Raw genomic sequence first — 15,250 nt, 5'->3', positions numbered from 1 at the left:
TGATGAAACGCCTGCTCAGTCTTTCCGTTCCCCTGTTGACACTAATGCTCGTTGGATGTGGTGAAGAGTCCGACCAGCTACCGGTTGATGGCCGTGATTTTGATGGTGTGAGCTACAGCAAGCCGACACCGTATTCGGGGCGGGTTATTGATGGTTACCTTCGCAACGCTCGCGTCTGGCTGGACCTGGATGGCGATGGGCAATACAGCAAGGGCCCGCTAGAAATTGTGTTAGCTAACGGTGGAACTTACACGCTGGCAAATGGCGAGCCCACGGCCATGACCGCTGCCGGCGGGCGCTTTGATCTGGATATCTCGGAGTTCGACGTCCCGGGTGCTTTGGGCAAGAATTTAGATCCCCGAGATTACCCTTTGTATGCGCTGGCGTTGCCCGGCAAAACTCTGGAAGAAACCCGTAACGGTGAAGTCGCAGTCGCGCGGGCTTATCTGATGTCGGCCAGCCCTGGCGTGACCAACGTGACGCCGCTGACCACGCTGGCCCGTTACCGCGCGGTGGTGGGGAAATCCATCAGCCCGGAGCTTGGTACTGTTTCTCCGGAGCGCTATGCTGAGCTGAACGGGCTGAATTTGCTGAAAGATTATGTGCTCGCCAGCGATGACAGAGCCCATGCCTACGCCCGAGCTTTGGCCCGTTTTATGGCGAGCCAGATTCCGGATGACTACAACGCGTTTCTGGCGAAAGATGGCCGTGAGGGTAAAGAACGCTTCCTGTCAGCCGAATCTGTACGACTCCTCGGAATTTCGTTAGTTCAGAATGCCGCAGAGGTAATGCAACGGGTCGATGCAGCCGCATCCGGGGGGAATTACGCCAACGTGGACCCGAGCGCACTGGATTTGCCGGTTGTTCCCATTGAGCTGAGTAATCCGGTGCTTTTGATAGGCGCAAGCATCGCAGCGCACTCAGATCGTTCCAGCACGTTGCCCGCGAGAGATCTGAGCCCCTCTGCCGAGCTGATGTTCGACTACTCGGAAGCTGGACAGTTGTTGTCGGTTTCCAGTCAGGGCTGTATGGATCCATCGTTGCCTGAACTGATGCGGTTGGTGCAAGTAGATGGCTACATGGCGGCACTGAACACTCAGTGGCTGCCTGGAGCGTCGTTGTCCGGGCTTAGTCACGACTTCTACGAAGAGGGCGGCGTGCATGAACGAATCGTGTTTGATTGGTCAAATAAACGTGCTTACTTTGACACTGTTACCCAGTGCCATAAGGCGACGCATGGTGTCGAACCAGACAGTACCGAATTAGGCGGAAGTGCTGAAATTGAGTGGAGCTGGTCGGATAAGAGTGCCGTTGTTGAATCGGTCTCAGGGCGCCCGGATAGAACCCTATCACTGATCGCTCAGAATTCGCCCGCTGAGGCGTGGGAAGGAAGTAAAATCAGTGGGTATCGCATTGAAAATGGCGAAGCAACGGCGGAGCGTGCGGTTGTTTTCAAGAATGCGAAGACGGGTGATACCTGTGTTCCAGCCGGTACTGAGGACGCACCGGTGGTCCCGGAGGACGCCTATGTGACCCGGCTGTTCGGGGTTACTATTTTTGAGGGTGAGAACGCTTATGAGCGTGCCTATGAGTACGATCATCGCGCCTACACGAACCAAAATTCTGAAGTGTTCGAAGAGCTGGGTGTGCAGCGGCTCCTCAGATATCCTGTGCAAAACTCAGCGGTAGCGACTCTTGAACGTGTAGATTCTGCCGATGGCGCGTTTCGGTGGCATTTGTCTTACCCGAATCTGAATCAGGGCGATGTAACTGCGGAAACGGTGAACTACGTTCAGCAGGCTGAGCTGAAACGTGCTGGAACAGTATCGACATGCGGTGAGCCTGTTCAGGAGAGGGCTGGAGTTGCATTTGCACAGATAATTTACGTGTATAAAACCCTCACGGATTATTTAATCGAAGGGTTAGAAAGCGAGGTGTCTGAATAGCCCGGTCGGACCAGGTTTTCAGACCTTATAGGAGGGGCCGGGTTCCAATTTCCACAGTCACGCAATGGAGATTGTCGTGGCGAGTGGTTGTGTAGTGCCATCCGATCCGCTGACTGAGCTTTGTCGTCAGTTCCAGTCCGAGCCCGTATCCAGTATTTTCGGCTGTTTTTATGGGCTCAATAGGCCCTTCTAACTCTACTGGGTTGCTGATCGAAATACGGTTCCCTTGTTGCTCGATAACGACGGTGCCCTCCCAGCAGTGTTGATAGGCGTTCCGAATTAAATTGCTCAGAATAATGCGTGCTGGCACCAGAGGTATCGTGCAGCTAAACGGGGTGGTGCGAATCTCCGTGGTTACGGGCTTCCCAGCCAAAAGATACGACATTTCAGCAGCTAGCTCCCGTATCAGCTCTGGTAAGTCGGTAGCCTCGGATTGAAGGGGCATATCTGGCTCATGATTCAGCCAGAGCAGCGTTTCGGTAAGATGTTTCATGGTCAGACTCGCACGGTCGATACGATCGACGATGTTTTGCTCGTCCTCGAACTTTTCTCGTTTCTGCGTCAGTTTTCGGTGCAGCTCGATGTTGGAACGGATGGTGCTGATGGGTGTCCGGAGTTCGTGGCTGGCGTGTCTGAGAAACCGCCGCTCACGGTCTACCGCTTGCTGCACCGAGGAGAGACTGTTTCGGATAAGCTCCGCCATTTCATTCAGCTCAGGATAGGAAAAATCCGGCACCGGATCCGAGAGTTTGTCGTTGTCGAGGGAATGAGTCCAGGCGCGCAACGCAGCCATGGGGCGAGAGACGTGCCTCAGGAGCAGCCAGCCAACGATCGAAACGAAACCAATCACCAGAATACTGACGGTCAGCGAGAACACTCGGTTTTGCCGAGAGGCTTGCGGTAGCACCTCCGACGCTTGTCGAGGTGTCACTTTTTGACTCATGTAAAGTGGGCCGTGAGCGGTGTTGTCCCGCATTGCAAAGACGATTGATTTCGGACGGCTGAACCAGGCGCTATCTTCTTGCTTGAATAATTGGTCAGACTTGCCCGGCCCATTCGGAAAAGCACGAAGAGCATAATCCGGCATGTCGCTCCATTGTGTTGCAACATCAAAACCGCTGAACTCTCTGACCTGTTCGCTTTCCTCTGCGCCAAACACCTCACTGAACGTTCGAGCTGCTTTTTCCATATTGCCTGCCATCGCCGCATCCAGGCCTCGGATAAAATGTTCCTTGGCGACCAACGTGTAGGCTGCAACCAGGATAAGGCCCAAAGCCAGAAAAGACGCTATCAGAACTGCTCTGAGGCTAATCCCCGCTCTACGCATTTGTTTTGCCTGTTCCGGGAGGTTTGAGAGCAAAACCGGCTCCGCTGATGGTGTGCAGCAGCGGCTTGTCAAAGGGACCATCAATGGCCTTGCGCAGGTTGTAAATATGAACCTTGAGGCTGTTGCTATCGGGTTGGTCATCCCCCCAAGCAGCGTCCATCAACTCCTCACGAGATACCGGGGACGGCGAGGCACGCATCAGGCGTTCGAGTAGGCGCCAACTCGTGGGCGACAGTCTCAGGGCCTGACCGTTTCGCTGCACGCTCTTCTCGCTGAGGTTCATCTGAAGATCACAGCAGGTGAGCTTTTGAATCTGACCGCTGCGTCTGAGTGAAAGCGCCCGAACTCTGGCCAATAGCTCCTCCATTTCGAAGGGTTTGACCAGATAATCGTCGGTGCCGGCGTTAAACCCCTGCAGCTTATCGTCAAGTTGGTCACGCGCTGTCAGCATCAGTACGGGGGTATCGTTGCCATGCTCCCGCAAACGCTGACAAAGCCCAAGGCCGTTCAGGCGAGGCATATTAATATCCAATAACAGCACGTCGTAGCTGTTTTGTTCGATCAGATTGAGCGCTGCAATACCGTTACTGACATGGTCACAGATGAACCCCTCCAGCTCCAGGTATTGCACCAACGTCTGAGCCAGGTCGAGATCGTCTTCGGCCAATAACAATTTCAGCATGGATCGGACTCTTGTTTACCTGGCTTCACAGTAAACCAGCGGCGAATATCTGTGAACCTTTCGGTCACGTCGTGCTGAATAGCGACCAGGACCGGTATCAGAATGAGGGTGATGAAGGTTGCGAACATAATGCCGTATCCCAATGCCACAGCGGCCGGTATCAGAAACTGTGCCTGCGCTGATGTTTCGGACAGCAAAGGCGCAAGGCCGGCGAAGGTTGTGAATGACGTCAAAAGAACCGCGCGCAGACGGCTCCTGCAAGCTTTACTGATCGCTTCGATCTGATGATCTGCATCGGGTTTCAGTTCATTGTAGCGAGACACCAGCAAAAGACTGTCATTCACGACAACACCACTGAGCGCAATAATACCATTGAGCGACAGAATGCTGATGGAAAGATCGTTCATCCAGTGCCCCAGGATTGCTCCGACAATTCCGAATGGAATGGCGGTCATGATGAGGACGGGCTGAATGTAGGATTTCAGGGGGATTGCCAGCAGCATGTAGATGACCAGCATAGCGATCATGAACACGTGCACCATAGAATTCTGTGTTTCTGCCTGTTGCTCCGCTTCACCGGCAAAATTGATATCCAGCCCCGGGTATTGCCGCTCCAGTGTCGGAACCAGATCCTGCTGCAGACTGGCGACCAGCTCGGACGCAGACAGCATGTCCTTGTCCACCTCGGCAGAGAGATAAAGCGCCCGCTTACCGTTAATGCGAGTGATGATGTCCCGGGAGTAGCCGTAGGTGACGTTGGCAACACTGGACAGTGGAAGCACGGTGCCGTCGTCTGTACGAATGTTGGCATTCAGTACGTCAGTCGGGTTTTCCCGGGCGCCCTCCGGGTAGCGGACTTTAACCTCTACTTCGTCGTTGCTGCGCTGGAAGCGTTGAACAACCTGACCACTGAAGGCCTGGAGCACTTGCCGGGCCAGATTATCGGTACTCAAGCCCAGGGCTTTTCCTTGAGCGTTGAGTTCAAGGAGCAGGCGGGGCTGGCTGGCTTCGATAGTGTCTTCAATGCCACTGACCGCCGGGATAGTTGAGAGCTGTTCCTTTATGTCCCGTCCGGCTGCTGTCAGCAATTCATCGTCATTAGCCCTGAGTTCAATCCGAAGCGCGTCTACCGTTTCGCGCCGGCTCGCGACGCTCAGGGTTCGCACCCCCTCAGGCAGACCAGCGCTACGTCTCCATTGGTTGGAAAACGTGTTGAGATCGTATGGGGAATCTTGCGCCAGCTCTACCGTAACTGTGCCGGATTGGTCGCTCCCGGAAAGTACCTGCAGGTTGGCGATGCCGGTCTCTGCGTCGACGTTGGCGCGCTTTATGAGTTGCTCATCCACTTGATAAGCTTTTTGCTCCAGAGCAAGCAGGGCGGAATGAGTCAGGCCAAAACTGGCATCGGTTTCCATGCTGATGTTTGCCCGGACTGTGTCGCCAGGTATGTTCGGGAAAAAACTGGTTTTGACGGTTCCGTTGAAAGGCATCGCCATAACCAGCGCGAATAGCGCAAGGAATAAAACCAAAACCGCATACCGGTATGCGAGCGCCCAGTCGATCACCGCTTTATAGATCCGGTCGTTGAACCACTGAAGCCCGGAATCGGCTCCCTGCTGAATGCGTCGCCAGACTTCAAGGAACGGGTTTCCACTGGCTCTACGGTGGGTATTCAGGTGTGCCAGGTGTGCCGGCAGAATGAGCTTCGACTCAACAATGGACAACAACAGACAAATAGTGACAACGGCAGCGAACTGGGCGTAGATCTGTCCAAGCCTGCCGCTGAGATTCGACAGAGAATAAAAGGCCACAACGGTGGTGAACACGCCAAAGAGCGTGGGCACCGCCACTCGCAGGGTGCCTCGAATGGTATTGCGAAGGGTATCGCCTTCCTGTTTGCGCACGGTATAAATGCTTTCGCCCACGACCACCGCGTCATCCACGACAATCCCCAGGGCCATGATGAAACCAAAGGTGGTGAACTCATTCAGTGAAAGACCGGTAAACCGGTCGCCCATGAAATACAGCGTTCCGAAGAAGATAAAGGGCAGCCCCATGGAGACCCAGAAAGCCACCGTCAGGTTCAGGAACAGCGCCAGAAGAACGAACACCATCAAAATGCCGGTCAGTGCGTTGCTAACGAGCAGATCCAGCCGCTCACTGATCGAGGTGCTCCTGTCGTACCAGCTGGTAAGCTCTACGCCCTGTGGCAGAGCTCCGTTGCCATGCCATTCCTCGACCACCTGTTTAGCGGCTTCAACCGTGTCGGTGATGTCGTCCAGGCCAGTAGTGATGACTTGCAGGGCAACGCTGTTTTCACCGGCAAAGCGGGATAACACAGCGGTATCATCGTCGTAGGTGTCGTTTATGGAGGCGACATCACCCAGGGCAACAATCACGCCATCGCTGCTGGTAATCAGAGGAATGGCTGCAAATTCTTCTTTAAGGTAAGCCTGTTGCGAAGCTTTCAGTTGCAGATAGACCTGTTCATTTTTAAGGACCGCCGTCATCGTGCTGGACGAACCCTGATTGATCGCATCTTCGACATCGGACAGGGATAATCCGTAGGCCTGTAGTCGCCCCTCATCAATCTCTATCGACATCATGGGGTCAAGCCAACCCGATTTGCTGACCCGGCTGATGGTAGCCTTTGCAAGCAAGTCAGATTTCAGCTCTTCGGCCAGTTGTTGCAGGGTGTGACGGTCTGCTTCGCCATGGAGCTGCAACCAGAGCGAGTGCTCTTCACGTTCCGCTTTTTCAATAACCGGGCTTTCAGCGTCGGCCGGAAACGTGGAAATGGCATCTACCTTGTTTTTGACATCTCGTAACAGCACATCCAGGTCGTAATCACTTTGCTTTTCGACCGTGACTGTCGTGCCGCTGGCAGTCGATGTGCTGGTGATGTCATCAATACCGTTAACATCTTCGAGTTGTTCTTCAATCTTGATGGCCAGCCCTTCCTCCGACTGCTGGGCTGAGCCACTGTCGTAAGTGACCGAGATGGTCAGGCTGTCCGGCTCGATGCTCGGGAATGCTTCTTTGCGCAGGTCTCCGGCCTGGAGAACACCCAGGCCAATGACCAGAACCAGCAAGAGATTGGCCGCAACCGGGTTATTGGCAAACCAGGGTATGATGCCTTTGTTCCAGCTTTGATCAGACATCGGACGCCTCCACCGGATGAACAGCCATGCCTGGCAAATAGGTGCTCAATGGATGCGTCAGCACGTTCACAGTTTGGCCGGAAAGCGAGGCCGGTGGACGGATATAGATGGCCTGCTCATCACTGGCAACCGGGTCTGCGGAGAATCTGGCCAGAATGCCATCGTTTACGTACCAGACTTCCCCTCGCTGGCTGAGTGAGGACGAAGGCAGGCGCCAGAGATCGTTCAGTTCACGGCCCTCGATTTCTGCCCTGAGGAATGTGCCGGGCGCCAGCATGCTGGCCTGTTCCAGCGGCCGATCTAAAGCTGCGATCACTGACTGCTGTCGGTTTGTCTCATCCAGGTGCAGTTGCGTGCGTTGGATATAACCTTGCCATTGCTGTCCGGTTTCAACAGAAACCAGCTTTACCGGCCATTCACCGTTATCCAGAACTTCGATATCCGGCAGCTTCTGCCAGTCGAGTTGAGATAAAGGCAAAGAGATCTCGACTCGTTCCGCACTGTAGAGTTCAGCTATGTCGTTACCGGCCTGCAAATAGCTGCCCGGTGAAACTGAGCGGCTGACAACCAGCGCGTCAAAAGGCGCTTTAACACGGGTTTGTGCCAGATCTTTTTTGGCACTGATTACCGCAGCTTCGGCGTTAGCGACTGCCGCCCGTGCTTGTTTTACCTGAGGTTCACGCAGCACCAATGGAGAGTCAGGCTCGCCGGTCATTCCGGAAGCCTTCCACTCCAGAACGGCCTGCTCTGCTTCTCTTTCGGCCTCGAGAAGATCTACCTGCGCACTGGCCAGATCGTTTTCTGCGCTGGCAAGCGCTGCACGATAATCGCTGTCTTCCAATGCCAAAAGGAGGTCGCCCTTGCTGACGATACGTCCGGATTCAAACGCGCTTGCCAGTTCAGAGACCTGGCCGGAAACCTGGGCAGTCAGCGTTATCTCATATCGCGATCTGGCCGCACCAAAAGCTTCAACGTTGACGGAATGAGAGCCTGTTATTACCGGAATAACACCGACATCCGGTGCAATACCACCATCCTCTTTCGCGGGCAGTGATCGACTTTCCTGTTCCTGAAGCTTCTGACCGTTATAAAGGAATACGGTGATCAGCACGCCAACGGCGGCCAACAAAACAAGCCATTTTGCGTATGGTCGGATCATGACTGATCGGTCTCCTTGATGCCCAGCCCCAGTGCAAGCCCGAGTGTGATTCGGTTGCTCAGGCGCTCGTAGGTTAAGTCGTTAAGTTGTGATTCCAGATCAAAGGTCTGCCGTTGCACTTCGAGTAGGTCGAGTACAGAAACCAGACCATTCCGGTATTTCTGCTGGTACTGCTCATAGTTGCGACGGGCACTCAGCAATGCGCTGTCTATCTGCTGTTGCTGTTTGGCCAGGCTTGATTCCTGGCCGATTGCATTTTCAACTTCCTGCACTGCGTTCAGTAAGGTTTCCCGGTATGCCTGATAGCTCCTGGCTGTGGTCAGTTCGGCGGCTTCCGCATTGGCTTTCAGCTCACCGCCACGAAACAAAGGCGCCGTTAATTGACCGAGCAATGACCAAACCGGGTTTTTCAACAGAGCCTCGCCTGGTGATGTGCCTGTGTCGCTCAGAGCCGCTCCCAGGCTGATCGATGGCAGCATTTCTTTGTAGGCAACAGACGTACGAAAGTCGCTTGCTTCTATGGCCAGATAGGCCGCTTTAAGGTCTGGTCGGCGCTGTAACGTCTGGTCGGCCAGGCCGGCAAGGGGCAAAAGAACTTGCGGGTAGTCGGTGGCAATGGCCGTGCTGCCATAACTCCGGCCGAGCAACAGGTTCAAAGCTCTTTGTTGCTGCTGCAGGGATTCCTGAGTGGCAAACAGCGTCGCTCGGGCACTGGCTGCCGAGCTTTGGGCACTGTCGAGGTCCTCAAGGTCACCCAATCCGGATCGGTAGCGCTGAAGAATCCACTGTTCGTTTTTTTCAAACAGTTCCACGCGTTGTTCAGCGATAGCAACAGATCGATTCAGATTAACCAGCTTCAGCCAGCCCTGCATAACCTCGGCTGCGAGCGTATCCCGGGCAGCCTGGTAGAGAGCCAGCTGTTCGGCGACATCGCTCTCAGCTGCCGACGCCTCATCAGAAATCTTCGCCCACAAATCCAGTTCCCAGCTGACGCTGATGCTGCCGGTGTAGGAAGTATCGAGGTCTTCCGTTTTATTGGCGCCGAAGCCAGCCTCGACCTCGGGGAGCTGGTCAGCCCGGGTCGCCCGGTATTGAGCCTGGAGAATTTCGAGGGAAAGCAGCGTTTGTCCTAGATCCGGATTGGCCGCACGCGCTTCGGCAATCAGCGCGCTCAGATCATCGCTGTTAACCAAATCATTCAGGTAGGCTGTTTCGGAACCCTCATCCAGCTCAGACCAGGAGGCAAGGTTCTGGCGGTCAGAATCGGCCTGAGCCAGATAATCCGGGCTTGTGGACAAGGAACTGCAGCCGGCAGTAGCCAGGCAGATCAGCACCATCGGTATTACTTTCAAGCAGGGGAAGCGACACATAAACAAAAACCCAATCGGGCGCAGCGGAATCTGCGGTAAGCGACTGGGTTCAGACTATCTGTAGGCTGGTTAACGAAGGGTTAAGGTCTTCATGGGTTTTCTTTGGCCGAGCGGGATCGGCAGCGTTGGGCTTGATCCCTCCGATCAGCCGACCGACTCATCGAGGGGGTTATTACGCTCAGAATTGTTCAATAAACTCTCTGACACGCTCGGCATTCTTGCCGCGATCACTGCGACCAATACGCGAGTGAGAGCGAATATCGACGATGCTACTTGTCGCATTTTCATTGATGCGAATGATGACGTCATCTTGAAAATTAAAAAAACGGGTGGACGCAACTGCCTCGATGATACCGCTGCCGCCATCCTGCGCGACTATTTCCAGGCCCATGTCTTTCGCCACTTCCAATGCGCGGTTGAAAGCCTCGGACTTGCTCAACGAGGAATCGATGGGTTTGATATCAGGGTATTGCGCAGCCTGGGCTGCAGCGGCAGATTGCCCTGCATATTCAATCGCGTTACTACCTGCAGGGCGCAATGCAACGACAGCCGAGAAAACGGGTGGGTTCTGTGTATCCGTGCTGATGTCGTTGATCGGTGCCTTACTCGGGTCAACTAATCCCTTTGCGCCAGCCCCAGGAGGAGCCCCGGCGGGTGCAACGCCGAAAAGGGCAGTACCCGACGGCATGTTCATTTTCAAGACGAGCAGAGGCGCAAGAACGATTGCAATTGCGGCCAGAGCCTTGAGCAGCGACGCTCTTTTCTTCCAGGATAACAGCGCGACAACGATACAGAAGCCCGTTATAAACACACTGATCTGAGCAACGGTACGTAAATATCCCGAGGCTTCTCTGAAAGTGAAAGCATCGCCACGATAAGCCAACACGACGGCTGCCATGACAAGGACGCTGAGTACACTGGCAATCAGCGCAAAGGTCGATAGAAACTTCGTGGCTTTTATATCAGACATTCAAATATGTCTCCGACTTAGGACTTCAAGTTAAATGGCTAAGGGTGAAAAAATTCTGTTTATTATTGAGCGATGATCAAGGCTGCCAGCCACCGCCTAACACACGGTATAGGGTGACCCAGTTACTGGCTTCCGCCAATCGCGCTGCAATCATGTTTTGCTGCGCGTCGGTGTAGGAGCGTTGTGCCGTCAGGACAGACAACGAACTTTCAAGCCCTTTGCGATAGCTGGCTTCTGTCAGGCGGTAAATTTTTTCATTAGCCTCGAGCAGTGATTGGCGTGCTGCCACCAGCTCTTTCATATTGCTCTGCTCGTTCAATGCGTCTGAGACTTCTTGAAAAGCGGTTTGGATGGAGTACTCATATTCTGCCAGCGCAGAATCGCGCCCGACTTCGGCAACGCGCACTGTAGCTTCTCCCGAGCCGCCGTCAAAAATGGGCACCGACACTGACGGGATGAAACTCCACAGCCCGGTGCCGCCGCCAAACAACTCAGACAACTGGCTGCTGGAGGTACCGACACTCGTCGTCAGTGAGATACTTGGAAAGCGCGCCGCACGGGCAGCACCAATATTGGCGTGTGCCGCGCGCAGAGTGCGCTCAGCAGCCAACACGTCAGGGCGTCGCTGCAGCAGTTCGGATGGGAACTCCGCCAATGGCGCGACAGTGGTTATCAAGGGTGCGAGGGGGGCAGTGATGGGATCGCCAGAACCCCGCGTCACCAGGGCGGGATCAATTGGCTGGCCGACAAGCAGTGTCAAGGCATTGAGATCCTGAGCCACTTGCGTTCGGTAAATCGCAATATCAACGCGCGCTGTATCAACGCTGGTTTGAGCGGTCGCAACATCCAGCCCCGATGCAGTGCCAATGTCGAAGGTTTTCTGAGTCAGGTCCAGTGACTTTTGTTGGCTTTCGAGTGTGTTTTCCGCCAACCGCAGGAGTAGTTGATCGGCCGCCAGCGTAAAGTAGGCGGTGGCAACTTCTGCGACCAGAGTGATGCGCATGGAGCGGAGTGTTTCTTCGTTGGAAAGATAGGTCTCCAACGCCTGGTCGCGAAGATTGTTGAGACGTCCGAAGAAATCCAGCTCGAAAGCACTGATACCCAAAGTGGCGCTATAGGTATGAGTAGTGTTGCCATCAGAGCGCAGCGCGGTATTGCTGCCGGCCGCATCAACGGTCGGCAACGTGTCTGCACGAGCGATCTGAAACTGAGCACGGGCTGATTCGACCGCAAGAGCGCTCTGTCGCAAGCTGCGGTTATTGTTTAGCGCCAGCTCGATGAGCTGACGCAGGCGTTCGTCACCATAGAATTCCTTCCATCCGAGTTCGTTTACAGATATCGCGTCTGCCTCGTCGACTTGTGGCGTTGGCCACGTTGAAGCAACTGGCGCCGGGGGCTGGATATACTCAGGTGCGAGATTGGCGCAACCCGTCAGGATAACGCCAAAGGTTGCACTTAGTAGTGAGAGGCGAGAGATGTTCATGGCGCCTCCTGGCGTGTAGTGGTGGGGACTGGATCGTTGGTTGTTAAGGTGGGGCTGGAGCGTGTAAACAGCTTGTGTACCAGCACGTAGAGCAATGGGACCAGGAAAATGCCCAGCAAGGTGGCAGAGATTACGCCGCCGATGACGCCTGTGCCTACTGCATGCTGGCTACCCGAGCCTGCGCCGGAGCTAATGACCAGCGGCAAAACACCCAGGCCAAAAGCCATCGATGTCATGACGATAGGGCGAAGTCGCTGGCGACAGGCATACAGTGTGGCGGCGACTACCTCTTGCCCCTCGTCCACGGCCGCCTTGGCAAATTCAACAATGAGAATGGCATTCTTGGCCGTCAGTCCGAGGATCGTGAGCAGGCCGACCTGAAAGTACACATCGTTCTCCAGTCCACGTATCTGCGTGGCCAGCACGGTACCCAATACACCGATAGGCAGCACCAGCAATACTGATAGAGGAACGGACCAGCTTTCGTACAGGGCGGCCAGACACAGAAATATCACCAACAATGAGAACAGGTACAAAGTACTGGCATTGGAACCTGCCTCCTGTTCTTCATACGACAAGCCGCTCCAGGCCACACCAAAGCCTTCCGTCACTGTCGCCGCCAGTTCTTCCATTACGGTAATGGCGGTGCCCGAGCTTACGCCTGCGGCAGCATCACCCTGTATCTGAATAGAAGATTCTCCGTCAAAGCGTGAGAGAGTGGGGGCCCCGGTTGTCCATCGGCCGGTTGTGAAAGCCGAAAAGGGCACCATGTCGCCATTGTTGTTGCGCACACTCCATTTGTTCAGATCCTCAGGCACCATTCTTGAATCGGCACGGCCTTGCAGATACACCCTCTTGACAGAGCCCCGGTCAATGAAGTCGTTGACATAACTTCCGCCCCAAGCGATAGACAACACGCTGTTTAGGTCACTGACCGAGACACCCAGCGCACCAGCTTTGGCGTTGTCGACATCCAACACATATTGTGCGGTTTCGTCCTGGGTGCTGATACGGACACCTTGCAACCGCGGATCCTTGTTGGCAGCGATCACCAACGCATTGGCGGCGGCGGTCAGTTTTTCGGTGCCCTGGGCTCCCGGGTCCAACAGCTGCATTGTGAAGCCACCGGTGGAACCTAAGCCAGAAATGGACGGCGGCGCCAGAACAAAGATCTGCGCATCCTTGATTTGACTAAGTGCCGCCATGGCACGGTTTTGGATAGCCGCGACACTTTGAGAATCCTCTGTGCGTTCAGACCAATCTTTCAGACGAATGAATCCTGTGCCTAAATTCTGACCGTTGCCACTGAACCCAAACCCAGCCACCAGAAACGTCGAGGCCAGCGAGTCTTCTTCGTTTTCGCGAAAATACTGCTCTACTTGCTCAATCACCTTGTCAGTCCGCTGTTGCGTGGCACCGGCGGGCAACTGAATGCTCACGAACAAAGTACCCTGATCCTCATCAGGTACAAATGCAGTCGGTAGACGCATGAATAGCACAACCAGCACGACAGCCAAGAGTGCATAGAGCAACACGAAGCGTCCGCCGCGTTTGAGCACACGTGCTACGCCTGACTCGTAGCCTGCCGTGGTTCGGGCTACCAGACGGTTGAAACCACCAAACAGTTTGCTTGATGTATGCCCGCCTGCAGATGTTGGCTTGAGCAAGGTAGCACACAGTGCTGGCGTGAAGATCAATGCCACCAGCACCGAGAGCGTCATGGCTGAGACGATGGTGATGGAAAACTGGCGATAGATAACCCCGGTCGTACCTCCGAAAAACGCCATTGGCAGAAATACGGCCGACAACACCAGGCCAACACCAATCAATGCCCCAGAAATCTGGCGCATGGATTGACGCGTTGCCTCCAGGGGGGGAAGGCCCTCTTCGACCATCAGCCGTTCGACGTTTTCAACAACGACGATGGCGTCGTCCACCAGCAAACCGATCGCTAGCACCATAGCGAACATCGTCAACGTGTTGATGCTGTAACCAAACGCCGAGAGCACAGCGAAGGTGCCCAGCAGAACCACCGGTACGGCAAGCGTAGGAATCAGCGTTGCACGCCAGTTCTGCAGGAAAAGAAACATGACCACAAACACCAGCACCACGGCTTCGATCATGGTGTGAATCACGCTTTCAATGGATGCCTCGATGAAGGGGGTGGTGTCGTAGGTGGTGACTACCTTCATGCCGGCTGGCAGAGACGCCGACAAGTTTTCCACTTCGGCGTTGACCGCCGCGGCTGTTTCAGTCGCGTTGGCTCCCGTTGACAGCATGATTCTGATACCCGCGGCTGGCTGGCCATTATAGGTACTCTTGATATCGTAGCTGGCGCTGCCCAATTCGACCTCGGCCACGTCAGACAGACGCACCGTGGCCGAACTTGTGCTGGTCACGAGGATGATGTTGCCGAATTCCTCAGCCGTTTGTAGGCGACTCTGAGCCGTGATGGTTGCATTGAGTTGCTGCCCATCGACAGCCGGCAAAGAACCGAGCTGACCGGCCGAGACCTGAGTATTTTGTGCCGATATCGCACTACTGATATCGGCGGGTGTGAGCTTGTATTCTTTCAGTTTCACCGGATCCAGCCAGATTCGCATGGCGTACTGCGAGCCCAGAACGCCGACGCTGCCAACGCCTGCGACACGGCTTAGCGGTGTTTTCAGATTGCTGGAAAGATAATCTCCCAGGTCTGCCGTCGTCAGGCTGCCATCACTGGACACCAGACCCAGAACCATCAGCATTTCGTCACCCGATTTTGTGACCGTCACACCCTCCGATTGGACTGATGCGGGTAATGTTGATGTGATCTGCTGTACCTTGTTCTGTACTTGTACTTGCGCCGTGTCTGGATCGGTGCCGATCTCGAATGTCAGTTGTACGCTGGCTGAACCGGACGAGCTGGATGAGGACGATATATAACGCAGTCCATCCAGGCCGGTGAGGTTTTCTTCGATGACTTGTGTAACCGATTCTTCCACCGCACTGGCAGATGCGCCATTGTATGTCGCGCTGACAGAAACGGTGGGCGGTGAAATGGCCGGGTAGCGCGACACGGCCATCGAGCTGATAGCCATCAAACCTGCGAGCATCGTTCCGATGGCCAGTACCCATGCGAAGATAGGGCGATCAATGAAAAATTGTGACAT

The 15,250-nt window shown here is 54.8% G+C and carries 9 protein-coding genes; 1 reads left to right on the top strand and 8 read right to left on the bottom strand.

Going from position 1 to position 15,250, the window contains the following annotated elements:
* Nucleotides 1-2: 2 nt before the first annotated feature.
* Nucleotides 3-1,946 (top strand): hypothetical protein, encoded by a 1,944-nt coding sequence (locus K5L82_RS09580; protein ID WP_223134038.1) that lies wholly within the window; start codon nucleotides 3-5, stop codon nucleotides 1,944-1,946.
* A 25-nt stretch (nucleotides 1,947-1,971) separates the two neighbouring features.
* On the opposite strand, the gene K5L82_RS09575 is transcribed toward K5L82_RS09580, so the two are convergent.
* The 8 genes from K5L82_RS09575 to K5L82_RS09540 all read right to left on the bottom strand — a co-directional run bounded on the left by K5L82_RS09575 (nucleotide 1,972) and on the right by K5L82_RS09540 (nucleotide 15,250).
* The gene (locus K5L82_RS09575; protein WP_223133944.1) at nucleotides 1,972-3,273 is read right to left on the bottom strand and encodes a sensor histidine kinase; all 1,302 of its coding nucleotides are present in this window, start codon (nucleotides 3,271-3,273) and stop codon (nucleotides 1,972-1,974) included.
* Complete coding sequence (locus K5L82_RS09570) at nucleotides 3,266-3,955, bottom strand: response regulator transcription factor (protein WP_223133943.1); 690 nt, start codon at nucleotides 3,953-3,955, stop codon at nucleotides 3,266-3,268. The genes K5L82_RS09575 and K5L82_RS09570 overlap by 8 nt, the downstream gene beginning before the upstream one ends.
* Nucleotides 3,949-7,116, bottom strand: a complete 3,168-nt coding sequence (locus K5L82_RS09565; RefSeq protein WP_223133942.1) for an efflux RND transporter permease subunit — start codon at nucleotides 7,114-7,116, stop codon at nucleotides 3,949-3,951. The genes K5L82_RS09570 and K5L82_RS09565 overlap by 7 nt, the downstream gene beginning before the upstream one ends.
* Nucleotides 7,109-8,275 (bottom strand): efflux RND transporter periplasmic adaptor subunit, encoded by a 1,167-nt coding sequence (locus K5L82_RS09560; protein WP_223133941.1) that lies wholly within the window; start codon nucleotides 8,273-8,275, stop codon nucleotides 7,109-7,111. Before K5L82_RS09560 ends, K5L82_RS09565 begins: the two co-directional genes overlap by 8 nt.
* A complete protein-coding gene (locus K5L82_RS09555) occupies nucleotides 8,272-9,612 on the bottom strand; it encodes a TolC family protein (protein WP_262492559.1) in 1,341 nt (446 codons plus the stop codon). Before K5L82_RS09555 ends, K5L82_RS09560 begins: the two co-directional genes overlap by 4 nt.
* A 211-nt stretch (nucleotides 9,613-9,823) precedes the next feature.
* Nucleotides 9,824-10,615 (bottom strand): DUF1499 domain-containing protein, encoded by a 792-nt coding sequence (locus K5L82_RS09550; RefSeq protein WP_223133939.1) that lies wholly within the window; start codon nucleotides 10,613-10,615, stop codon nucleotides 9,824-9,826.
* A 76-nt stretch (nucleotides 10,616-10,691) separates the two neighbouring features.
* Nucleotides 10,692-12,098, bottom strand: coding sequence for an efflux transporter outer membrane subunit (locus tag K5L82_RS09545; protein WP_223133938.1), 1,407 nt, complete (start codon nucleotides 12,096-12,098; stop codon nucleotides 10,692-10,694).
* Entirely contained in the window at nucleotides 12,095-15,250 is a 3,156-nt protein-coding gene (locus K5L82_RS09540) for an efflux RND transporter permease subunit (RefSeq protein ID WP_223133937.1), read from the bottom strand. Before K5L82_RS09540 ends, K5L82_RS09545 begins: the two co-directional genes overlap by 4 nt.

It is taken from the genome of Marinobacter sp. AL4B (genome assembly GCF_019916045.1).
Classification (GTDB): domain Bacteria; phylum Pseudomonadota; class Gammaproteobacteria; order Pseudomonadales; family Oleiphilaceae; genus Marinobacter.
This window is presented reverse-complemented; position numbering and strand designations above follow the sequence as displayed.

Excerpts from the sequence above, each read along its gene's own strand:
- K5L82_RS09550 (WP_223133939.1), bottom strand. The coding sequence starts at position 10,615 with ATGTCTGATATAAAAGCCACGAAGTTTCTATCGACCTTTGCGCTGATT.
- K5L82_RS09575 (WP_223133944.1), bottom strand. The coding sequence starts at position 3,273 with ATGCGTAGAGCGGGGATTAGCCTCAGAGCAGTTCTGATAGCGTCTTTT.
- K5L82_RS09565 (WP_223133942.1), bottom strand. The coding sequence starts at position 7,116 with ATGTCTGATCAAAGCTGGAACAAAGGCATCATACCCTGGTTTGCCAAT.
- K5L82_RS09570 (WP_223133943.1), bottom strand. The coding sequence starts at position 3,955 with ATGCTGAAATTGTTATTGGCCGAAGACGATCTCGACCTGGCTCAGACG.
- K5L82_RS09545 (WP_223133938.1), bottom strand. The coding sequence starts at position 12,098 with ATGAACATCTCTCGCCTCTCACTACTAAGTGCAACCTTTGGCGTTATC.
- K5L82_RS09540 (WP_223133937.1), bottom strand. The coding sequence starts at position 15,250 with ATGTCACAATTTTTCATTGATCGCCCTATCTTCGCATGGGTACTGGCC.
- K5L82_RS09560 (WP_223133941.1), bottom strand. The coding sequence starts at position 8,275 with ATGATCCGACCATACGCAAAATGGCTTGTTTTGTTGGCCGCCGTTGGC.
- K5L82_RS09555 (WP_262492559.1), bottom strand. The coding sequence starts at position 9,612 with ATGGTGCTGATCTGCCTGGCTACTGCCGGCTGCAGTTCCTTGTCCACA.
- K5L82_RS09580 (WP_223134038.1), top strand. The coding sequence starts at position 3 with ATGAAACGCCTGCTCAGTCTTTCCGTTCCCCTGTTGACACTAATGCTC.